Below are 19,121 nucleotides of genomic sequence, written 5' to 3'. Positions count from 1 at the left end.
GCGCAGTCGAACCTGCACACCCGTCACCACAAGGAGCCACCACCATGACCTGGAAAAAAACACGCGTCGCCCGAGCAGGAGCGGCGCGATGAATCTGAGCGACCTCGAAGCAAGCGCCGCACCCGAGCGCCCGCTTGAAATGAATGCTGGCGCGCACAGCGACCGTCCGGTCGCCCTGAGCCTGCTGCTGGTGTCGCTGCTGGCCAGCCTGTTCTGGGCCGGGCTGGTGCTGGGTGGCCTGGTGCTGCGCGGGGCGGCACCGCTGCCTGCCACCGCAAGCACCGTCATTGCCGCAGGCCCATCGCTCGCCTGGCATGCGGGCCAGCTGGCGCTCGTGTTCCTGACCTGGGCCGGCCTGTGCACGGCCCTGATGCTGCCGCTGGCCAGCCGCGCCGCGGTGCTGTTCGCGCGCCTGGCCGGCCACCGCGCGGCCCGGCGCGCGCGCCTGCGCACGGGCCTGTTCGTGCTTGGCTACCTGGGCGCCTGGACCGGGTTTGCCCTGCTCGCCGCCATCGCCCAGTGGACACTGCACGCGGCCGGCCCGGGCGGCGCGATCCGCCATCCGCTGCTGCTCGGGCTCGTTCTCGTGGCGGCCGGCGTCTACCAGTGGACACCCGCCAAGCACGCCTGCCTGGCGCATTGCCGGGCGCCGCTCACCGGCATCCTGGCCGGCTGGCGCGACGGCCTGGCCGGGGCCTTGCGCCACGGCGCCGCGCATGCGCACGAGGCGCTCGGTTGCTGCTGGCTGCTGATGCTTGTGCTGCTGGCCGCCGGGCCCGACAATCCGGTGGCGATCATTGTCGTGGGCCTGTTCGTGCTGGCCGAGATCCGGCTGACGGGCGGTCACCAGGTCGCCTGCGCCGGCGGGTTGGCGCTACTCGCGCTGGGTACCGGACTGTTGTTTCCATGACGATTCGCGACCGTCGCATGATGCTCCTTGGACGTTTTTGCAAGGGGGGGCTATGCTAGAATGTCGGCCACTCTTGCATACCGTCTAAGGAATTCTCGACATGGCTGGACACAGCAAATGGGCCAATATCAAGCACAAGAAGGCCGCGACTGACGCCAAGCGCGGCAAGATCTGGACGCGCCTGATCAAGGAAATCACCGTCGCCGCACGCATGGGCGGCAGCGACATCCCGTCCAATCCGCGCCTGCGCCTGGCGGTCGAGAAGGCGGCTGATGCGAATATGCCGAAAGATAACGTCACCCGCGCGATCCAGCGCGGTTCGGGCGAGCTCGAAGGCGTGAACTACGAAGAAGTGCGCTACGAGGGCTACGGCATCGGCGGCGCGGCGATCATCGTCGAGTGCCTGACCGACAACCGCGTGCGGACGGTGGCCGAAGTGCGCCATGCGTTCAGCAAGAACGGCGGCAATATGGGCACCGAAGGCTCGGTCGCGTTCATGTTCCAGCACACCGGGCAGTTCCTGTTCGCGCCGGGCGTCGATGAAGACAAGCTGATGGAAGCGGCCCTCGAAGCGGGCGCCGACGACGTCGCTGCCGACGAAGAAGGCGGCTTCGAAGTATTGTGCGATCCGCACGCTTTTGCGGCCGTGAAAGAAGCGCTTGAAGCGGCCGGCTTCAAGGCCGAAGTGGCCGAAGTCATCATGAAGCCCGCCACCGAAACGGTGTTCACGGGCGACGACGCCATCAAGATGCAAAAGCTGCTCGATGCTCTGGAAAACCTGGACGACGTCCAGGAAGTGTTCACCAACGCCGTGATCGACGAATAACCCTGGTAGGCAATATGAAAATTCTCGTAGTCGGCTCGGGCGGCCGCGAACACGCGCTGGCGTGGAAACTGGCCCAATCGGAACGCGTCCAGACGGTCTTCGTCGCCCCCGGCAACGGCGGCACGGAGCTCGATGCACGCCTGGTGACGGTCGACCTGCACGAGCCGCAGGCGCTGGCCGACTTCGTCGCGGCCGAGAACATCGCCCTGACGCTGGTGGGCCCGGAAGTGCCGCTGGCGGCCGGCATCGTCAACCTGTTCCGCTCGCGCGGCCTGAAGATCTTCGGCCCTACCCGCGAAGCGGCCCAGCTCGAGAGCTCGAAGGATTTCGCCAAATCGTTCATGCAGCGCCACGGCATCCCGACCGCGAAGTACGAAACCTTCTCGGACGCCGCCGCCGCCCACGCCTACATCGACGCCAACGGCGCGCCGATCGTCATCAAGGCCGATGGCCTGGCGGCCGGCAAGGGCGTCGTCGTTGCCATGACACTTGCAGAGGCCCATTCGGCCGTCGATCACATGCTGGCCGATAACGCCTTCGGCGACGCCGGCGCGCGCATCGTCATCGAAGAATTCCTGGCCGGCGAAGAAGCCAGCTTCATCGTCATGTGCGACGGCAAGAACGTACTGGCGCTGGCCACGAGCCAGGACCACAAACGCCTGAAAGACCACGACCAGGGCCCGAACACGGGCGGCATGGGCGCCTATTCGCCTGCGGCGATCGTCACGCCGTCGATGCATGCGCGCGTGATGCGCGAGATCATCAACCCGACCATCCAGGGCATGGCGCGCGACGGCATCCCGTTTACGGGCTTCCTGTACGCCGGCCTGATGATCGATGCCGAAGGCAATCCGCGCACGCTCGAATTCAACTGCCGCATGGGCGACCCTGAAACCCAGCCGATCATGGCGCGCCTGAAAAGCGACTTTGCCACCGTGCTCGAACACGCCTGCAACGGCACGCTCGACACGGTCGAACTGGAATGGGACCGCCGCACCGCCGTGGGCGTCGTGATGGCCGCCGCTGGCTATCCAGACAGCCCGCGCAAGGGCGACGTCATCGACGGTATTCCGCCTGAAGTCCCGGAATGCGTCACCTTCCACGCCGGCACGCGCGTCGTGGGCGGCACGCTGCAAGCCAGTGGCGGGCGCGTGTTATGCGTCGTGGGTCTGGGCGACAGCGTCAAGATGGCGCAGAAGCGGGCCTATGAAACCGTGGAGAAGATTCATTTCAATGGCGCGCAGTATCGGCGTGATATCGGGTGGCGCGGGATCAAGTAAGCGGTACTGCGGGCGTTGGTTGAACTTGGGTTCCCGCCTCCGCGGGAACCCAAGTGTCTCCGAACACCCCCAACCTCACCAGCACCGGCCGCCTCAGAACGACCCACCCCCTGCGCAGGTGTACAATCTGCGCTCTTTTCATTTCCCGACCGCGAACGCTCGATGCCATCCCTCCATTCCGCAGCCATCAAGACCTGGCTGCTCGACCTCCAGGCGCGTATTGTCCAGGACCTTGAACAGGTCGATGGCAAGCCGTTCCTGCGCGACGCATGGACGCGCCCGGAAGGCGGCGGCGGGATTTCACGACTGATCGAAGAAGGCAATGTCTTCGAGCGCGGCGGCGTGAATTTTTCGCACGTGATGGGAGCCGCCCTGCCCCCGTCGGCCAGCGCCGTGCGCCCCGAACTGGCGGGCCGCGCCTGGGAAGCGATGGGCGTGTCGCTGGTGCTGCATCCGCGTAATCCGTATGCGCCGACGGTGCACATGAACGTGCGCTTTTTCGAGGCGACCGCGCCCGGCGAAGACCCGGTGTGGTGGTTCGGCGGCGGCATGGATCTCACGCCGTATTACGGCGACGACGGCGACGCGCGCCATTTCCACCAGACCTGCCACGACGCCCTGGCGCCGTTCGGCCCCACGCTGCACCCGCGCTTCAAGACCTGGTGCGACGAGTATTTTTACCTGAAGCACCGCAAGGAAGCGCGCGGCGTGGGCGGCATCTTCTTCGACGACCTGAACGAACTGGGGTTCGAGCAGTGTTATGCGCTGATGCAAAGCGTCGGCAACAGCTTCACTGCCGCCTACCTGCCGATCCTGGCGCGCCGCAAGGAGCAGCCGTACGGCGAACGCGAGCGCGATTTCCAGGCCTACCGGCGCGGCCGCTATGTCGAGTTCAACCTGGTGTGGGATCGCGGCACGCTGTTCGGCCTGCAGTCGGGCGGGCGCACCGAGGCGATCCTGATGTCAATGCCGCCGATCGTCAAGTGGCGCTACGACTGGCAGCCCGAAGCCGGCAGCCCTGAAGCGCGCCTGGCGGCCGACTTCCTGCCGCACCGGGACTGGCTCGCGCCGTGATGACCTGTATCGCCGTGCTGGGCGGCAGCTTCGACCCGGTGCACCGCGGTCACGTCGCACTGGGGCAGCTGTTTTGCGGCTTGCTGCAGGCCGACCAGCTGCGCATCCTGCCGGCCGGCCGACCGTGGCAAAAAAGCGGCCTCGAAGCCGGCGACGCGCACCGCATCGCGATGCTCGAGCTGGCCTTCGGCCCACTGAACAACGACAAGCTGCAGGTCGTGATGGACCTGCAGGAAATTGAACGTGCGACGCCAACCTACACGGTGGAAACCCTGCGTGCGCTGCGCCGGGAACTCGGCCCGCAGGCGTCGATCGTATTCTTGATGGGCGCCGACCAGCTGCTCAATCTCGATACCTGGAATGAATGGCGCGAACTGTTCGCGCTGGCCAACCTGGGTGTGGCCACGCGCCCGGGTTACGACCTGGCGCAGCAAGCGCTGCCGCCCCTGGTGGCACAAGAATTGTCGACGCGCCTTGCGACGCCCGACACCGTGCGCGCAAGCAGCCACGGAAAAGTTTGCCTCGCACCGACGCTGGACGTCGACATTTCGTCAAGCCGCATTCGTGCGGCCTTGCACGCGGGCCTGGAAGCGGACGCAAACGCGCTCGTGATGGCGCAAGTGCTAGACTATATTCAACAACATAACCTGTACAAAAACTAATGGATCTCAAGAAACTTCAAACCCTCGTCGTCAACGCCCTGGAAGATGTCAAGGGCCAGGACATCGTCCTGTTCGACACGACCCACCTGACCAGCCTGTTCGACCGCATCGCCGTCGTCTCGGGTACCTCGAATCGCCAGACCAAATCGCTGGCGGCATCGGTGCGCGACAAGGTCAAGGCCGCCGGCGGCGACGTCATCGGCATGGAAGGTGAAGACACCGGTGAATGGGTGCTGGTCGACCTGGGCGACATCATCGTCCACATCATGCAACCGGCCATTCGCCAGTACTACCGCCTCGAAGAAATCTGGGGCGAGAAGCCGGTCAAGCTGGGCGCCGCCAAGCGCAAGTCGACGCTCGAGGGCGCCGAGGCCGATGCCGCCAAGCCGAAGTCGAAGCACCTTGCCGCCAACCAGGACAAGATCGACGCCAAGCCGGTCAACGAACGCAAGCCGGCCGCCAAGCGCGCCGCCACCGTCGCCAAGACCCTCGCTGCCGAAGGGCCTGCCGCCGCCAAGAAGCCGGCTGCCAAGAAGCCTGCCGCCAAGGCCGTGCCAACCGGCAAAACCGTGAAGGTCAGCCCAAGCAAAACCGAGACCGCCGCTGTCGAAGCGACCAAGGCCAAGCCGCCAAAGCGCGCCGTGAAAGCCGCCGCGCCAAAAGCTGCGCCAGCTGCCGAAGCGCCGGTCAAGAAAGTGATCCGTCGCATCAAGAAGGACGCCGAGTAAGCCTTCATGCAATTGATCATTGCCGCGGTCGGTCACAAGATGCCGGCCTGGATCGAATCGGGTTTCACCGAGTACACGAAGCGCATGCCACCGGAGCTGCGCATCGTGCTCAGAGAGATCAAGCCGGTCGAACGGTCCGGCAGCAAGACCGCCGCCACCGCGATGGCGCTCGAACGCGAGCGCATCGAAGCGGTCTTGCCGAAGGGCGTACGCATCATCGCGCTCGACGAGCGCGGCCGCGACCTGACCAGCGTCGGCCTGTCGCAGCAGCTGGAAACCTGGCAGCGTGACGGGCGCGACACCGCGTTCCTGATCGGCGGGGCCGATGGCCTCGATCCCGAGCTGAAGGCGCGCGCCGAAGGCTTGATTCGTATTTCCAGCATGACGCTTCCACACGGTATGGTGCGGGTGATGCTGGCCGAGCAGCTATACCGTGCCTGGTCGATCACGCAGAACCATCCTTATCACCGGGTCTGAATTTTGCTTATGCAGTAAGCATCCGCCTTGCCTGATCGTCCGAACTGATGAGAAATAACCAGAACAAGATCTACCTCGCCTCGAAAAGCCCCCGCCGGCGCGAGTTGCTGCGCCAGGTTGGCGTGGAATTCGAGCTGATGCTGCTGCGCAGCGAGCCGGGCCGCTCGGTCGACGTCAGTGAAGATGTGTTGCCGAACGAAGACGTGCACCAATATGTCGCGCGGGTAGCCAAGGCGAAGGGCGCGTTTGCCTTCAACCTGCTCTTGCAGCGGCGCCAGCCGCTGCGCCCCGTATTGACGGCCGATACCACGGTCACGATCGATGGCGAGATTCTCGGCAAGCCGGCGGATAACCGAGAAGCGGTCGCCATGCTCGAGCGCCTGTCGGGCCGCACGCACCAGGTGCTGACGTCGGTCGCCGTGCATGCCGAACGCGTGGCCGAGCAGGTCACGCAAGTGTCGAACGTGCGCTTCGCCAAACTCACGCCGGCGCAGATCCGCACCTATTGCGCCACGCTCGAGCCATACGACAAGGCCGGCGGCTACGGCATCCAGGGTCCGGCGGCGCTGTTCATCGAGCACATCGAAGGCAGCCACTCGGGCATCATGGGCCTGCCCCTGTTCGAGACCGCCAATTTGCTGCGCAAGGCGGGCCTCACGGTCTGAACTGATCGCCTTCCCGCCCCCGGCGATACGCCGTGAGCGTGTATCATGATCACCCTGAACAATAAGTGCGGCAGGGTCCATGAACGAAGATATTCTCATCAACATCACGCCGCAGGAAACGCGCGTCGCGCTGGTGTTGCAAGGCGCGGTGCAAGAGCTGCACATCGAGCGCACGCTCACGCGCGGGTTGGCGGGGAATGTCTATCTGGGCAAGGTCGTGCGCGTGCTGCCGGGCATGCAGTCGGCCTTCATCGACATCGGCCTGGAGCGCGCCGCGTTCCTGCATGTGGCCGACATCTGGGAAGCGCGCCCCCACGACGGCAGCAACGTGGCGCCGACGGCGATCGAGAAACTGCTGTTCGACGGCCAGGTGCTCACGGTCCAGGTCATCAAGGATCCGATCGGCACCAAGGGCGCCCGCCTGTCCACCCAGATCTCGATTGCCGGGCGCATGCTGGTGTACCTGCCGCAAGACCAGCACATCGGCATCTCGCAAAAAATTGAAAAGGAAAGCGAGCGCGAACGCCTGCGTACGCGCCTGCAAAGCATGCTGCCGCCTGACGAAAAAGGCGGCTACATCGTGCGCACGCAGGCCGAAGAAGCGCCGGACGACGACCTGGCCGCCGACGTCGACTACCTGCGCAAGACCTGGGGCGCCATCAATCAGGGCGCCCGCACCCGCCCGCCTACCACGCTGCTGTATCAAGACCTCTCCCTGGCCCAGCGCGTGCTGCGCGACTTCGTGCACGATGAGACCGCCACCATCCAGATCGACTCACGCGAGAACTACCTGAAACTCGTCGAGTTCGCCCAGGTCTACACGCCAAGCGTGCTCTCGCGCATGGCGCACTACACCGGTGAGCGGCCGTTGTTCGACCTGTACGGCGTGGAAGAAGAAATCCTGCGCGCGCTGGGCCGGCGCGTCGACCTCAAGTCCGGCGGCTACCTGATCGTCGACCAGACCGAAGCGATGACCACCATCGACGTCAACACGGGCGGCTACGTCGGCGGGCGCAATTTCGCCGACACCATTTTCAAGACCAACCTGGAATCGGCGCACGCCATCGCGCGCCAGCTGCGGCTGCGCAACCTGGGTGGCATCATCATCCTCGACTTCATCGACATGGAGAACAACGAGCACCGCAACCAGGTACTCGCCGAGCTGAAGAAAACCCTGGCGCGCGACCGCACCAAGGTATCGGTGAGTAATTTCTCGGCGCTGGGCCTGGTGGAAATGACCCGCAAGCGAACGCGCGAATCGCTGGCCCACATCCTGTGCGAACCGTGCCCGGCCTGCTCGGGCAAGGGGCAAGTGAAAACCAGCCGCACGATCTGCTACGAGATCCTGCGCGAACTGCTGCGCGAAGCCAAGCAGTTCAACCCGCGCGAATTCCGCATCGTCGCCTCGCAAGAAGTGATCGACCTGTTCCTGGAAGAAGAGTCGCAGCACCTGGCCATGCTGGGTGACTTTATCGGCAAGCGCATTTCGCTGCAGGTCGAGAAGGGGTATCACCAGGAACAGTACGACGTGATTTTGATGTAGGTGCAGCAGTCGCATCGTCGTCGAGTTCACTGTACGCACCCTGGACTTGATCCAGATCGACTGCGGCCGGTTTCAGCGCGGTGCACGGAAAACCAGTCGCACCGCGCACCATCCAACCTGCATGACACGACCGTCGAACCAATGTTTTCTCGACGCTTCAATCGTTTATGCTTGACTTGCATCAGCAACCTAATTAGCGTTCCATACCATGTAGCCAAAAACTCAGCCTCTTCCGGGCTGGATCCACAGCCTGCTTGCCATGCCAACCCGCCAACGCAATCGACTGAGTAAAGCACCTTTTCGGCCAGAGGATGCACTGGTCCGGTCCCGTTATGCCGAGGTGGTGGCCGACGAAGGGCTCGAAGCGTCCATGCGGCGCCTGACTGAAGAACAAATGCTGGTCAACCAGGCGCTGGTTGAAAAAATCTTCGCCTGCCAGCACGCCGAAGCATCGCTGCGCGCGTCCGAACAGCAGTTGCACTCGTTACTGGCTCACCAGCGCGCCAGCCGCGATGCCGAACGCCGACAGATCTCGCGCGAAATCCACGATTGCCTCGGCCAGAACCTGCTGGCCTTACGGCTCGACATCGTCACGCTGCACCAGCAAACGAACGAGCGCCATGGCCGCCTGCACAGCTGGGTGGGCGCTGCGCTCGACAACGTGGACGAGACGCTGCGCGCCGTGAAACACCTGCTCAGCGAATTGCGGCCCGCCGGTTTCGACCTGGGCGTGGTCGCCACCCTGGAAATCGAAGCGCGCAAGTTCACCCTGGCCAGCGGCATCGCCTGCGACCTGCAGGCGGATGCCGGTCTCGAAACGCTGGAGATCGACGAAGACATCCTCATGAGCCTGTACCGCGTGCTGCAAGAGTCGCTCAACAATGTGTTTCGCCATTCGCTGGCCAGCCGGGTGCAGCTGCACCTGGCCAGCACGGACGACGCGCTCGAATTGGTCATCAGCGACAACGGCATCGGGTTCGACCCGCAGGCACCGCGCAAGTCATGCAGTTTTGGTTTGGCAACGCAACAAGAACAGATCGCCGCGCACCACGGCACGCTGGTCATCGACAGCACGCGCGCGCGCGGCACGCGGCTCGCCGTGCGCCTGCCGCTCGTGCCGGCCGCTGTACCGGCTCCCGCTTCTTCACCCGTCATCAATGGGATAAAATAGCCCGTACTATATTCACAACCTCCCCGGGGACCGAAGCGCTGCAGTGTTCGTCAGCGGGGCATGCGGCAATTGCCGGAACGCCATGCCAATACCGACCGACCTGCTCGCGACGATCACGGCCCCTCTCGAGGCTGGCACGCCTGATGCCGCGATCCAGGTCTGGCAACTGCTGCGTAACAAGCTCGATCCACTACTTGGCGCCCTGAGCAGCCAGCTACTGTTCGTGCGCAGCCTCGACGCGCACCGGCCGGCGTATCCCTGGTTGCCCGCCACCGGGTCGCTGCCCGAGCGCGAGGCGGTATTCGCCGCCTTCCACAAGCTGCTGCCGGGACTCGAACCGCAGGTACTCATCGAGGTGAACCGCGCCTTGCTGGCAACCTACACCGACGCAATATGCGAACTGATCGGCGCGAGCCTGGCCACGCGCTTCTTGCGCTCGGCGTTCCCCGGTCCGTCGGCCATCAAGAATACTCAGGAGAATCTGGCATGACTGACAAAATAGACCTTCGCCTGCTCAAGACGGGGGTATCCGGATTCGATACCATCCTCGGTGGCGGCTTGCCGGAATTGTCATTCAATATCATTGGCGGCGCGCCCGGCAGCGGCAAGACCACCTTTGCCCAACAGATCATGTTCAGCCTGGCGCGGCCCGGCTGCAAGGCGCTGTTCTTCACCGCCATGGGCGAGCCGCCCGTCAAGATGCTGCGCTACCAGCAGCAGTTTGCCTTTTTCGACTTTGACAAGGTCAACGAGTCGGTCACGTTCATCAGCCTGGCGTCGCAGGTCGAGGAAGGCGACTACGACGCCGTCATGGCGCAGATCCTCGCCGAAGTGCGCAGCCACGCGCCGGCGCTCGTGTTCATCGACTCGTTCCGCTCGTTCATCCAGGCGGCGCGCGGCAATCACCAGGACGTGGCGGCCCTGCAATCGTTTGTCCAGCGTCTGGTGACGCACATGACGAGCTGGAACGCGACCACGTTCCTGATCGGCGAATACCTGGCCAACGAGGCCGACCAGAACCCGATCTTCACGGTCGCCGACGGCATCATCTGGCTCAGCCAGAACGTGCAGCGCAACACCATGTCGCGCAAGATCCAGGTGATCAAGATGCGCGGCCAGCAACAGCAACCCGGGTTGCATGCCTTCCGCATCAGCAACCACGGCATCGATATCTTCCCGCGCATCCTGCCGGCGCCGGAGCCGGCTGGCGCGGACGCGTCGATGGTGTTGCCACGCGGGCGCCTGTCGAGCGGCGTGGCGGCACTCGACGACATGCTGGGCGGCGGCATCCCGAGCGGCTATTCGATGCTCGTGGTCGGCCCGACCGGGTCGGGCAAGACCATCCTGTCCACGCAATTTCTGGCTGCCGGCGCGGCCAATGGCGAAACGGGTGTGGTTGCCCTGTTCGAGCGCAGCCCCAGCCAGTTGATGAACCTGAAGCTCGACGGCCTGGTGCGCTCGGGCCAGGTGGCGTTGATGAGCGTGCGCGCGCTCGACCTGTCGATCGACGAAATGCTGCACGAACTGGTCGGCATGATCGACCGCACCCAGGCCACGCGGGTCGTGCTCGATTCGCTGTCCGGTTTCGAGCTGGCGCTGGCGCCCGAGTTTCGCGACGATTTCCGCGAGTCGCTGTATCGCCTGACCACGGTGCTCGGCGCCAAGGGCGTGACGGTATTGATGACAAGCGAACTCGAAGACCGCTACCAGGAACTGCGCTTCAGCGCATACGGCAACGCGGTGCTGGTCGATGGCGTGATCATGCAACGCTACATTGAAACGCATGCCGAACTGCGCACGGTGATTTCGGTCGTCAAGCTGCGCGGCAGCCGGCACAGCCGCCAGATCCGCCAGTTCGAGATCGTCGACGGCGAGATCCTCGTCAGCGCCAGCGCCGCCCCTTTCGACGGCATCCTGCAAGGCCATCCACGCACCATCTTGCCGTAATCGGCCCCTGCTGGCCGCGCCGGCGCGGCATCGTTATATACTTGTTTATATTACGAATGGAAGGATGCCAATGCGCCGTTTCGCCTGCCTGACCCTGCTCTGCGCCGCCCTGAGCGCGGCCATCCCCGCGCTGTCCCATGGCGTCCCGCCGGCCACGCCGGCACGCTCCGTGCTCGTCAAGGGCGCGGTCGAGCGCAGCCTGACGCTCGACGTGGCCGCGCTGCGCGCCCGCGACCCGGCGCAAATCGTCAGCCTGCGCCTGCCGGCGAAGAACGGCGGCGCCGTCAGCGACGTCCGTGGCGTGCGCCTGCGCGCGCTCCTGGACGAAGCGAAGATCGTCGTGCGCGACCATAACACCGTCAAGAAGCTGGCGATCATCGCCGGCGCCACCGACGGCTACCAGGTCGTGTTTTCGTGGAACGAGCTGTTCAATGCGAAGGCGGGCGACAACGTGCTGGTTCTGTTCGAACGCGACGGCCATCCGCTGGCCGCCGGCGAAGGGCCTCTGGCGCTGATCGCCGGCGACGACCTGCGCACCGGTCCGCGCCATGTCAAATGGCTGCAGTCGATCGAAGTACGCCAGATAGTCGACTGAACCGTAAAACCTGCAGGACGTCCGCAAATGCGTTATATTCGGTGGTATATAACGCTTGAGGAATCGTCATGCCCATCCTGCCGGCACCGCATCTTGCGCTGCGCCCGAATCCGCTCCTGTCGACTGCAACCATGCTGTTCGGCCACGGGCCGGGTGACGCATGCTGCGCCGAACACCCGGCGCAGGTGGCGCAGCCGGTCCCGGTGGCGCGTCCCCGGCGCAGCACGCTGGCCGACCTCGACCTGCACCTGCACTGCTCGATCATCGGCACCTGCCTGAGCACGGGTGAATTGCGCAAGCTGGTGCCGCGCTTCCAGCCGCTCATCGACCGCCAGCATGCCAGCGACCTCGACATCCATCACGCTGCGGTGGGCATCTGCTGCGACCGCTCCCCGGGTTGGAAAGACATCAACAAGGCCCTCGATACCCGTCATTTGCTGGTGATCAAGCGCTTCAAGGCGGCGCCCGACGAGGCGGCGCTGCTGGCCCTGTGGAGCCAGGCAATGGCGAGCGGCGAAGTGCCCGGCGCCTATTGGGCCCTGATGACCCATCCCTGCGTCACGCCGGATGCGCGCGCGACGGCCTTTGGCGACGTCCACATGCTGTCGCACCTGGTGGGCGCGGCCAACCGCGCCGACATCCGGCGCCTGGTGGCGCTGGAAGCCGAAGCCGACGAACTCAGGCAGCAGAACGAACGCCAGCAAGAACGCCTGCGGGAGCAGGCGCTGCGCCATGGCGCCGCCACGCGCCGGCTGGAAGACGAGGTGCGCGCCTTGCGCGTGCAATGCCGGCAGCAAGCGGACACGGCCGAACTGGAAGCGCAACTGGCGCAGGCGCGCGGCGAACTGGCCGCCAGCGCCAGCCGCGTGGCGCTGCACCTGGCCCGCGGCGACGAGGCCGAGCGCAAACGGACAGCGAGCGACGCACTGGTTGCCACGCTGCAGGGCGAACTGGCGCGCGTGGGAGCGCAAGCCAGCGCCGCGCTGGCCGACGCACTGGCTGTCGAGCGCGCGCTGACTGCCGCGCTGGCCAATGACGGCAGCGGCACCACCCTGCCGCCTCTGGCTGGGCAGTGCATCGCCTACATCGGCGGCCGGCCTGGCGCTGTCGCCACGCTGGTCAGGCTGGTGGCCGATGCCGGCGGTCAGTTGCTGGTGCACGACGGCGGCATCGAAGAACGCCAGGGCACGCTGGTGTCGACGCTGGCGCGGGCGCAGACGGTCGTGTTCCCCGTCGATTGCATCAGCCATGCCGCCATGCACACGATCAAGCGCAGCTGCGAGCAAACCGGCGCCCGGTATCACCCGGTGCGCTCGGCCAGCGTGGCCAGCATGATCCTGCTGCTGCAACGCTTGTTTCCGCAGGCAACGATGGCGACCCCGCCGTCCTCGCGCTTTTGCCTGCGGCATGGCTGAATGCATGCTGGCGGCATCGATACATGCTGGCTATGGCACTCATAGAAACAATTTAAAATTAATCCCACACAGTGTGTGTGTGATCTCACAGTAGCGTGCGGAACTGTTGGCTATGTTGAAGGGTGTTTGATTAACCACATAACCAACGAGGAATAGCATGCCTACATCAAAGCACCCGAGCTCGTTCGATGGCGCAGGATCAGTCCTGAGCACGGTGGCCGGCCCGTCCGACGCCAAGCCGCCCCAAAGCCTCGGCGTGAGCAATCCGATTGCGGATCGCCTGCTCGACAAGATTCCTTCTGAACAAGATCTGGCCGCAGCGCGGCCGTTCAACGCCAACAAGCCTGGCGAATATGGCGATGCGTCGCGCACCCCGGCAGTTGGCGAATCATTCAAGCCGTCGACCCACGCCGCCACCGGCAGCACGACGACCGAGATCATCGCCAATGACAAGGTCGGCGACGGCACCCCGCCGAAAGGCGAAAACGCCACCGTCGCCCCGCTCGACCGCGTGCGCGTCGACCCCGCAGAGCGCCACCTGACGACGAACCAGGGCGTGCCGGTGTCGGACAACCAGCATTCGCTCAAGGCCGGCCTGCGTGGCCCGACCCTGCTCGAAGACTTCGTGCTGCGCGAAAAGATCAGCCATTTCGACCATGAGCGCATCCCCGAGCGCGTGGTGCATGCGCGCGGCTCGGCGGCCCACGGCTACTTCGAGTCGTACGACAACTTCAGCGCCCTCACCCGCGCGATTCCGTTTGCCAAGAAAGGCAAGCGCACCCCGGTGTTCCTGCGCTTCTCGACCGTGGCCGGCGAGCGCGGTTCGACCGACACCGCGCGCGATGTGCGCGGCTTCGCGGTCAAGTTCTATACCGAGGAAGGCAACTGGGATCTGGTGGGCAATAACATCCCCGTATTCTTTATCCAGGATGCGATGAAGTTCCCCGACCTGGTGCACGCGGCCAAGCCGGAACCGCACCACGCGATGCCGCAGGCCGCCACTGCCCACGACACGTTCTGGGATTTCGCGTCGCTCTCGCCCGAGATCGCGCACATGCTGCTGTGGACGATGTCGGACCGCGCGATTCCGCGCAGCTATCGCACGATGCAGGGCTTCGGCGTGCACACCTTCCGCCTGGTCAATGCCCAGGGCGAGTCGCGCTTCGTGAAATTCCACTGGACGCCAATGCAGGGCACGCACTCGCTGGTATGGGACGAAGCGGTGCGCATTTCGGGCGCCGACCCCGATTTCCATCGCCGCGACCTGTGGGAAGCCATCGAGGCCGGCAATTTCCCTGAATGGGAACTGGGCCTGCAGATCTTCACCGAAGAGCAAGCCGCCAGCTTCGCCTTCGACGTGCTCGATCCAACCAAGATCATCCCGGAAGAGCTGGTGCCGCTGACGCCCGTGGGCAAGATGGTGCTGGACCGCAACCCGGACAACTTCTTTGCCGAGACCGAGCAAGTGGCGTTCTGCACCTCGCACGTGGTGCCGGGCATCGATTTCTCGAACGATCCGCTGCTGCAAGGCCGTAACTTCTCGTACCAGGACACCCAGCTGACCCGCCTGGGCGGCCCGAACTTCCACGAGATCCCGATCAACTCGCCGATCGTGCAGATCCAGAACAACCAGCGCGACGGCTTCCATCGCCAGGCGATCAACCGCGGCCGCGTGAACTACGAGCCCAATTCGCTGGGCGGCGGCGTGCCGTACCAGGCCGGGCCGCCGGGCTTTACCAGCTTCCCCGAGACGATCGCTGCCGACAAGGTGCGCGGCAATCCGGAACTGTTTGCCGACCACTACTCGCAGGCCCGTCTGTTCTGGCAGAGCCAGAGCGTGCCCGAGCAGAACCACATCGTCAATGCGTTCCGCTTCGAACTGACGCGCGTGCAGACGCCGGCCGTGCGCGAGCGCACGCTGGCGCTGCTGGCCAACGTCGATGCCGTACTGGTCGCACGCGTGGCCGAAGGCCTGGGCATGGATGTGCCGGCCCCGCTGCCGCTGGCCACCGATGCGCCGATTCCGACCTATCCGGTGTCGCCGGCGCTGTCGCTGCTGAGCCGTCCGGGCGTCACCGGCATCAAGGGTCGCCGCGTCGCGGTGCTGATCGCCTCGGGCGTTGACGACAAGGCCGTCAAGGCGCAATACGCCAGCCTGCTCAAGGATGGCGCCGTGCCGCGCATGGTCGGTAATATGCTGGGCAAGGTCAAGGCCGCCGATGGCGACCCGATCGACGTCGAGATCTCGGTCGAAGCCGGCCCGTCGGTGATGTACGACGCGGTGATCGTGCCGGACGGCGCGCAGGCCGTGGCGACCCTGGCCAAGAACGCACAGGTACTCGAATTCCTGCGTGAGCAATACCGTCACGGCAAGCCGATCCTCGTGTTTGGCGCCGGTTCGGACTTGCTGACCAGGGCCATGATCCCGGCGACGCTGCCGGACGGTTCGGACGACCCGGGCCTGATCGTGGCCGACCCGGCCCAGGCCGATACGGCGCTGGCAGCCTTCAAGACGGCGCTCGCCGGCTTCCGCGTGTACGCCCGCGAAACCGATCCACCATCGGTGTAAGTCATTCCAGCCTGTCCGCCTGCGCTTGCAGGCGGTTAGGTGCAAGCCAGAAATTTGGTAAAAGTGCAAGAAAAAAAGACACCGATCGGTGTCTTTTTTTTAATGATTTTTTATAAATGCTCTATTTACTGGTACGAGTTTATCGCGTACTCTTCTTGTCATAATTTTATTGCCCCTATGACATGTTTATGATGCGCAGCATGCCCGGGTCGACCATTACAACAACCTCCCGGAAGGCACTTCATGACGCTCCAACATGGCATCCATGACCGCATCGCATTTTTACGGATCGTCATGATCTTCGGCGTTATCGTGTTGCATACCCCGGCCTATGTACCGATGCCGGAGATTGGCAATGGTTGGTTCGACATGGTCAAGGCGTTTTTCCAGCTTGCGGTGTTTCGTGCCAGCGTGCCGGTGCTGACCGTGATTTCGGGTTTCCTGCTGTTCAGGTCCTGCATCGATCAGGAACCGGTACGCTGCCTGACCAAGAAAACACGCACGATCCTGATTCCCTTTCTTTGCTTTAACCTGCCGCTGGCGCCCGTGGCGCTGGGCGCCGAAATGGTCGGCGGCATGCAGTTGTCGGCAAACTTGTGGCCCTTCGACGCGATGGGCTGGTTGAATGCGGCGTTCGGTCTCACCTTCTCTCCGATCAATTACCCCCTTAATTTCTTGCGCGACCTGATCGTGCTGATCCTGCTGGCGCCCCTGTTCGGCTGGTTGCTGCGCAAGGCGGCCTGGGGCGGACTGGTCTTCGTGTCGATTGTCTTCATGGGCAATTTCGACGGGCATCTGTTGCAGCGCGATCTGATGGCCGTGCTGTTCTATGTCGGCGGCATGGCGGCAGTGCGCAAGTGGGATTTGCGCCTGCTCGATCGCTACGCCGGCATCCTGTTCGTTGCCTTCCTGCTCGCCTGCGCCGCCATCCTGCATTACCGGATCGAAGACACGACGTACCTGCGCGTGGCTGCCCCGATCCTGCTCTGGCCCGCAACCGCCTGGGCGGCAAGCACACGGTTCGGTACGTGGCTGACGGGCATGAGCAAATACAGCTTCTTCCTGTTCCTGGCACATGCGCCGCTGCTGATGCTCAGCTGGATCCTGTACAACCGTTATGGCAGCGCCATTCCGTATCCGGTGTACTGGGTGCTGGCCCCGCTGGTGGTCAGCGCCGTGCTGGTGGCGCTGTACCAGGTTGCCAGCGCCATCATGCCACGTGTGTTTGCGTCCATGATCGGCGCCGGCGGCAAGGCCAGGCCATCAGGGGCGCAGGCACAACCTCGCGGCGCAGGCATCGTGCCGACTGCGGCCCTGAAGATCTGACCAGACCTGCCCGGCTTCGCTTGCGATGTGCGCCGCCAGCGGTTATAAGGTCTGTCCGTCTTCTGGCAGCCCCGCGTCATGCAGTCTTCACCGTTTCTTCGTATCAGCGACATCCTGCGCCACGGCGCCTTCCACCACCCGGGTGCGCCGGCGCTCGTGGAGGATGGCCGCACCTGGTCCTATGCAGAGCTCGCGCGCGAGACCGACGCGTACGCCGCCCTGCTGCGTGACCTGGACGTGCGCGCCGGCGACCGCGTCATGCTGGTGGCCGAAAACAGCGTGGCGCAAGTGGCGCTGCTATTTGCCGCCGCCGCCATCGACGCCTGGAGCGTCTGCGTCAACGCGCGCCTGAGCGAAGGCGAACTGGCCACGCTCGCGCAGCACAGCGGCGCGCGGCGCGTGCTCTACCTCGTGCACGCTTCGCCCGACGCCGCCGGCCACGCGGCGCGCGCCGGCGCGACCGACTGTGCAGCACATCCCGGCATCCTGGCCGGGCCATGCAATGAGGAATGCCTGCCTGAGCCGGTCGACGCTGGCGCGGCGCACGTCGCGGCGCTCGTCTACACCACCGGCACCACCGGCCAGCCGAAGGGCGTGATGCTCAGCCACGCCAGCCTGCTGTTCGTCGCCGCCACGTCCAGCCGCCTGCGCGGCCTGACGCCGGACGATCGCGCCTATGGCGGCCTGCCGATATCGCATGTGTATGGCTTGACGTCGGTGCTGCTGGGCACCCTGTACGCGGGCGCCTGCCTGCAGCTCGCGCCGCGCTTCGACGCCGCGCGCCTGCTGGCCGCCATTCGCGCCGGCGAGCTGACGATCGTGCAGGGCGTGCCGGCCATGTATGCGCGCCTGCTGGCGCTGGCCAAAGGGGACGCGCAACCGATTGCCTCGACACTGCGCTTTTGCTACGCGGGCGGCTCGCCGCTCGACCCGGTGCTCAAGCGCGCGGTCGAGCGGATGTTCGGCCTGCCGCTGCACAACGGCTACGGCTTGAGCGAGAGTGCGCCGACAGTCAGCCAGACGCGCCTGGACGCGCCGCGCGCCGACACCTCGGTGGGCATGCCGATCCCGGGCGTCGTGGTGCGCATCGTCGGCAAACAAGGCCTCGACGTAGCGCCGGGCGAACCGGGCGAGCTGTGGGTGCGCGGCCCTAACCTGATGCGCGGCTACTATCGCGACGCCGCCGCCACCGAGGCGGCGCTGCGGCCGGGCGGCTGGCTGGCGACGGGCGACCTGGCGCGCCAGGGGCCTGACGGCGCGCTGTTCCTGCTCGGGCGCACGAAAGAACTGATCATCCGCTCGGGCTTCAATGTCTATCCGGTGGAAGTCGAGACCGCGCTCAACGCGCACCCGAACGTCGTGCAGTCGGCCGTGATCGGCCGGCCGTTGCCCGATGGCGAAGAAGAAGTGATTGCGTTCGTGGAGGCGCGCGGGGCGACAGAGGCCGTGCTGGCCGACTGGCTGCGCCCGCGCCTGGCGCCCTATAAACGCCCGGCGCGCATCGTGTTCATGGACGCGCTGCCGGCGGCGCCCAGCGGCAAGATTCTCAAGAGCCGGTTGCCGCCAGGGTGAGGCGCTAGCTGCGCCGCTTCTTCCAGCTGTAGTCGGCACCGGTGACGTCCGCGCCGGGATGGCCCACCACGTCCGGGTGCTCCGAGCACATGGTGATGAAGCGAATGCCCTCGCCATCGCGCTGGCGCTTGCGCAACGCTTCCATGAACCCCATGGCCGGCACCATCTCGGCAGTATCGAAGTCCTGCGCGTGTGCGGTCGAAACGCCGCCGTCCACGACCGTCCAGTACACCATGTACATATTCCCTCCCCCATTGTGAATTCACGCATTGTCGCCTGAAATAGTTCTTGGATGCAGAATGGTCGCGCTACCGATAAAACTACCGACAGAAAGTAGGACTGGTCCGAAAACCCTCTGCTA

Annotated in this window: 18 protein-coding genes; 17 read left to right on the top strand and 1 reads right to left on the bottom strand. The window is 64.9% G+C overall.

Annotation, left to right across the window (positions count from 1 at the left end; all coding sequences use genetic code 11):
• Positions 1 to 88 precede the first annotated feature (88 nt).
• The 17 genes from AB2N08_RS13570 to AB2N08_RS13490 all read left to right on the top strand — a co-directional run bounded on the left by AB2N08_RS13570 (position 89) and on the right by AB2N08_RS13490 (position 18,760).
• Positions 89 to 910 (top strand): DUF2182 domain-containing protein, encoded by an 822-nt coding sequence (locus tag AB2N08_RS13570; RefSeq protein WP_367611181.1) that lies wholly within the window; start codon positions 89 to 91, stop codon positions 908 to 910.
• A gap of 100 nt (positions 911 to 1,010) precedes the next feature.
• Positions 1,011 to 1,736, top strand: coding sequence for a YebC/PmpR family DNA-binding transcriptional regulator (locus AB2N08_RS13565; RefSeq protein WP_367611180.1), 726 nt, complete (start codon positions 1,011 to 1,013; stop codon positions 1,734 to 1,736).
• Between the two features lie 14 nt (positions 1,737 to 1,750).
• Complete coding sequence (gene purD / locus AB2N08_RS13560; RefSeq protein WP_367611179.1) at positions 1,751 to 3,016, top strand: phosphoribosylamine--glycine ligase; 1,266 nt, start codon at positions 1,751 to 1,753, stop codon at positions 3,014 to 3,016.
• Between the two features lie 162 nt (positions 3,017 to 3,178).
• Complete coding sequence (gene hemF / locus AB2N08_RS13555; protein WP_367611178.1) at positions 3,179 to 4,090, top strand: oxygen-dependent coproporphyrinogen oxidase; 912 nt, start codon at positions 3,179 to 3,181, stop codon at positions 4,088 to 4,090.
• On the top strand, positions 4,090 to 4,752 hold the full coding sequence (locus tag AB2N08_RS13550; protein ID WP_367611238.1) for a nicotinate-nucleotide adenylyltransferase: 663 nt from the start codon (positions 4,090 to 4,092) through the stop codon (positions 4,750 to 4,752). The genes hemF and AB2N08_RS13550 overlap by 1 nt, the downstream gene beginning before the upstream one ends.
• Positions 4,752 to 5,480: a ribosome silencing factor gene (rsfS, locus tag AB2N08_RS13545; RefSeq protein ID WP_367611177.1), complete on the top strand. Its 729-nt coding sequence runs from the start codon at positions 4,752 to 4,754 to the stop codon at positions 5,478 to 5,480. The genes AB2N08_RS13550 and rsfS overlap by 1 nt, the downstream gene beginning before the upstream one ends.
• A 6-nt stretch (positions 5,481 to 5,486) precedes the next feature.
• On the top strand, positions 5,487 to 5,957 hold the full coding sequence (gene rlmH, locus AB2N08_RS13540; RefSeq protein ID WP_367611176.1) for a 23S rRNA (pseudouridine(1915)-N(3))-methyltransferase RlmH: 471 nt from the start codon (positions 5,487 to 5,489) through the stop codon (positions 5,955 to 5,957).
• Between the two features lie 47 nt (positions 5,958 to 6,004).
• Positions 6,005 to 6,622: a Maf family protein gene (locus AB2N08_RS13535; RefSeq protein WP_367611175.1), complete on the top strand. Its 618-nt coding sequence runs from the start codon at positions 6,005 to 6,007 to the stop codon at positions 6,620 to 6,622.
• 79 nt (positions 6,623 to 6,701) lie between these two features.
• Complete coding sequence (rng, locus tag AB2N08_RS13530) at positions 6,702 to 8,165, top strand: ribonuclease G (RefSeq protein ID WP_367611174.1); 1,464 nt, start codon at positions 6,702 to 6,704, stop codon at positions 8,163 to 8,165.
• A 370-nt stretch (positions 8,166 to 8,535) separates the two neighbouring features.
• The gene (locus AB2N08_RS13525) at positions 8,536 to 9,336 is read left to right on the top strand and encodes a sensor histidine kinase (RefSeq protein ID WP_367611173.1); all 801 of its coding nucleotides are present in this window, start codon (positions 8,536 to 8,538) and stop codon (positions 9,334 to 9,336) included.
• Positions 9,337 to 9,418: 82 nt separating this feature from the next.
• Positions 9,419 to 9,826: a hypothetical protein gene (locus AB2N08_RS13520; RefSeq protein ID WP_367611172.1), complete on the top strand. Its 408-nt coding sequence runs from the start codon at positions 9,419 to 9,421 to the stop codon at positions 9,824 to 9,826.
• On the top strand, positions 9,823 to 11,283 hold the full coding sequence (locus tag AB2N08_RS13515; protein ID WP_367611171.1) for an ATPase domain-containing protein: 1,461 nt from the start codon (positions 9,823 to 9,825) through the stop codon (positions 11,281 to 11,283). Before AB2N08_RS13520 ends, AB2N08_RS13515 begins: the two co-directional genes overlap by 4 nt.
• A 70-nt stretch (positions 11,284 to 11,353) precedes the next feature.
• Complete coding sequence (locus tag AB2N08_RS13510) at positions 11,354 to 11,878, top strand: molybdopterin-dependent oxidoreductase (protein ID WP_367611170.1); 525 nt, start codon at positions 11,354 to 11,356, stop codon at positions 11,876 to 11,878.
• Between the two features lie 68 nt (positions 11,879 to 11,946).
• Complete coding sequence (locus tag AB2N08_RS13505) at positions 11,947 to 13,293, top strand: DUF2325 domain-containing protein (protein ID WP_367611169.1); 1,347 nt, start codon at positions 11,947 to 11,949, stop codon at positions 13,291 to 13,293.
• 157 nt (positions 13,294 to 13,450) lie between these two features.
• Complete coding sequence (locus tag AB2N08_RS13500; protein WP_367611168.1) at positions 13,451 to 15,862, top strand: catalase; 2,412 nt, start codon at positions 13,451 to 13,453, stop codon at positions 15,860 to 15,862.
• A gap of 243 nt (positions 15,863 to 16,105) precedes the next feature.
• The gene (locus AB2N08_RS13495) at positions 16,106 to 17,188 is read left to right on the top strand and encodes an acyltransferase family protein (protein ID WP_367611167.1); all 1,083 of its coding nucleotides are present in this window, start codon (positions 16,106 to 16,108) and stop codon (positions 17,186 to 17,188) included.
• 78 nt (positions 17,189 to 17,266) lie between these two features.
• Positions 17,267 to 18,760 (top strand): class I adenylate-forming enzyme family protein, encoded by a 1,494-nt coding sequence (locus tag AB2N08_RS13490; RefSeq protein ID WP_367611166.1) that lies wholly within the window; start codon positions 17,267 to 17,269, stop codon positions 18,758 to 18,760.
• A gap of 4 nt (positions 18,761 to 18,764) precedes the next feature.
• On the opposite strand, the gene AB2N08_RS13485 is transcribed toward AB2N08_RS13490, so the two are convergent.
• On the bottom strand, positions 18,765 to 19,001 hold the full coding sequence (locus tag AB2N08_RS13485; RefSeq protein ID WP_367611165.1) for a hypothetical protein: 237 nt from the start codon (positions 18,999 to 19,001) through the stop codon (positions 18,765 to 18,767).
• Positions 19,002 to 19,121 lie beyond the last annotated feature (120 nt).

The organism is Massilia aurea (assembly GCF_040790145.1).
Taxonomy (GTDB): Bacteria; Pseudomonadota; Gammaproteobacteria; order Burkholderiales; family Burkholderiaceae_D; genus Telluria; species Telluria aurea_C.
The sequence above is the reverse complement of the archived record's forward strand: the minus strand, read 5'-3'. Positions and strand labels throughout refer to the sequence as shown.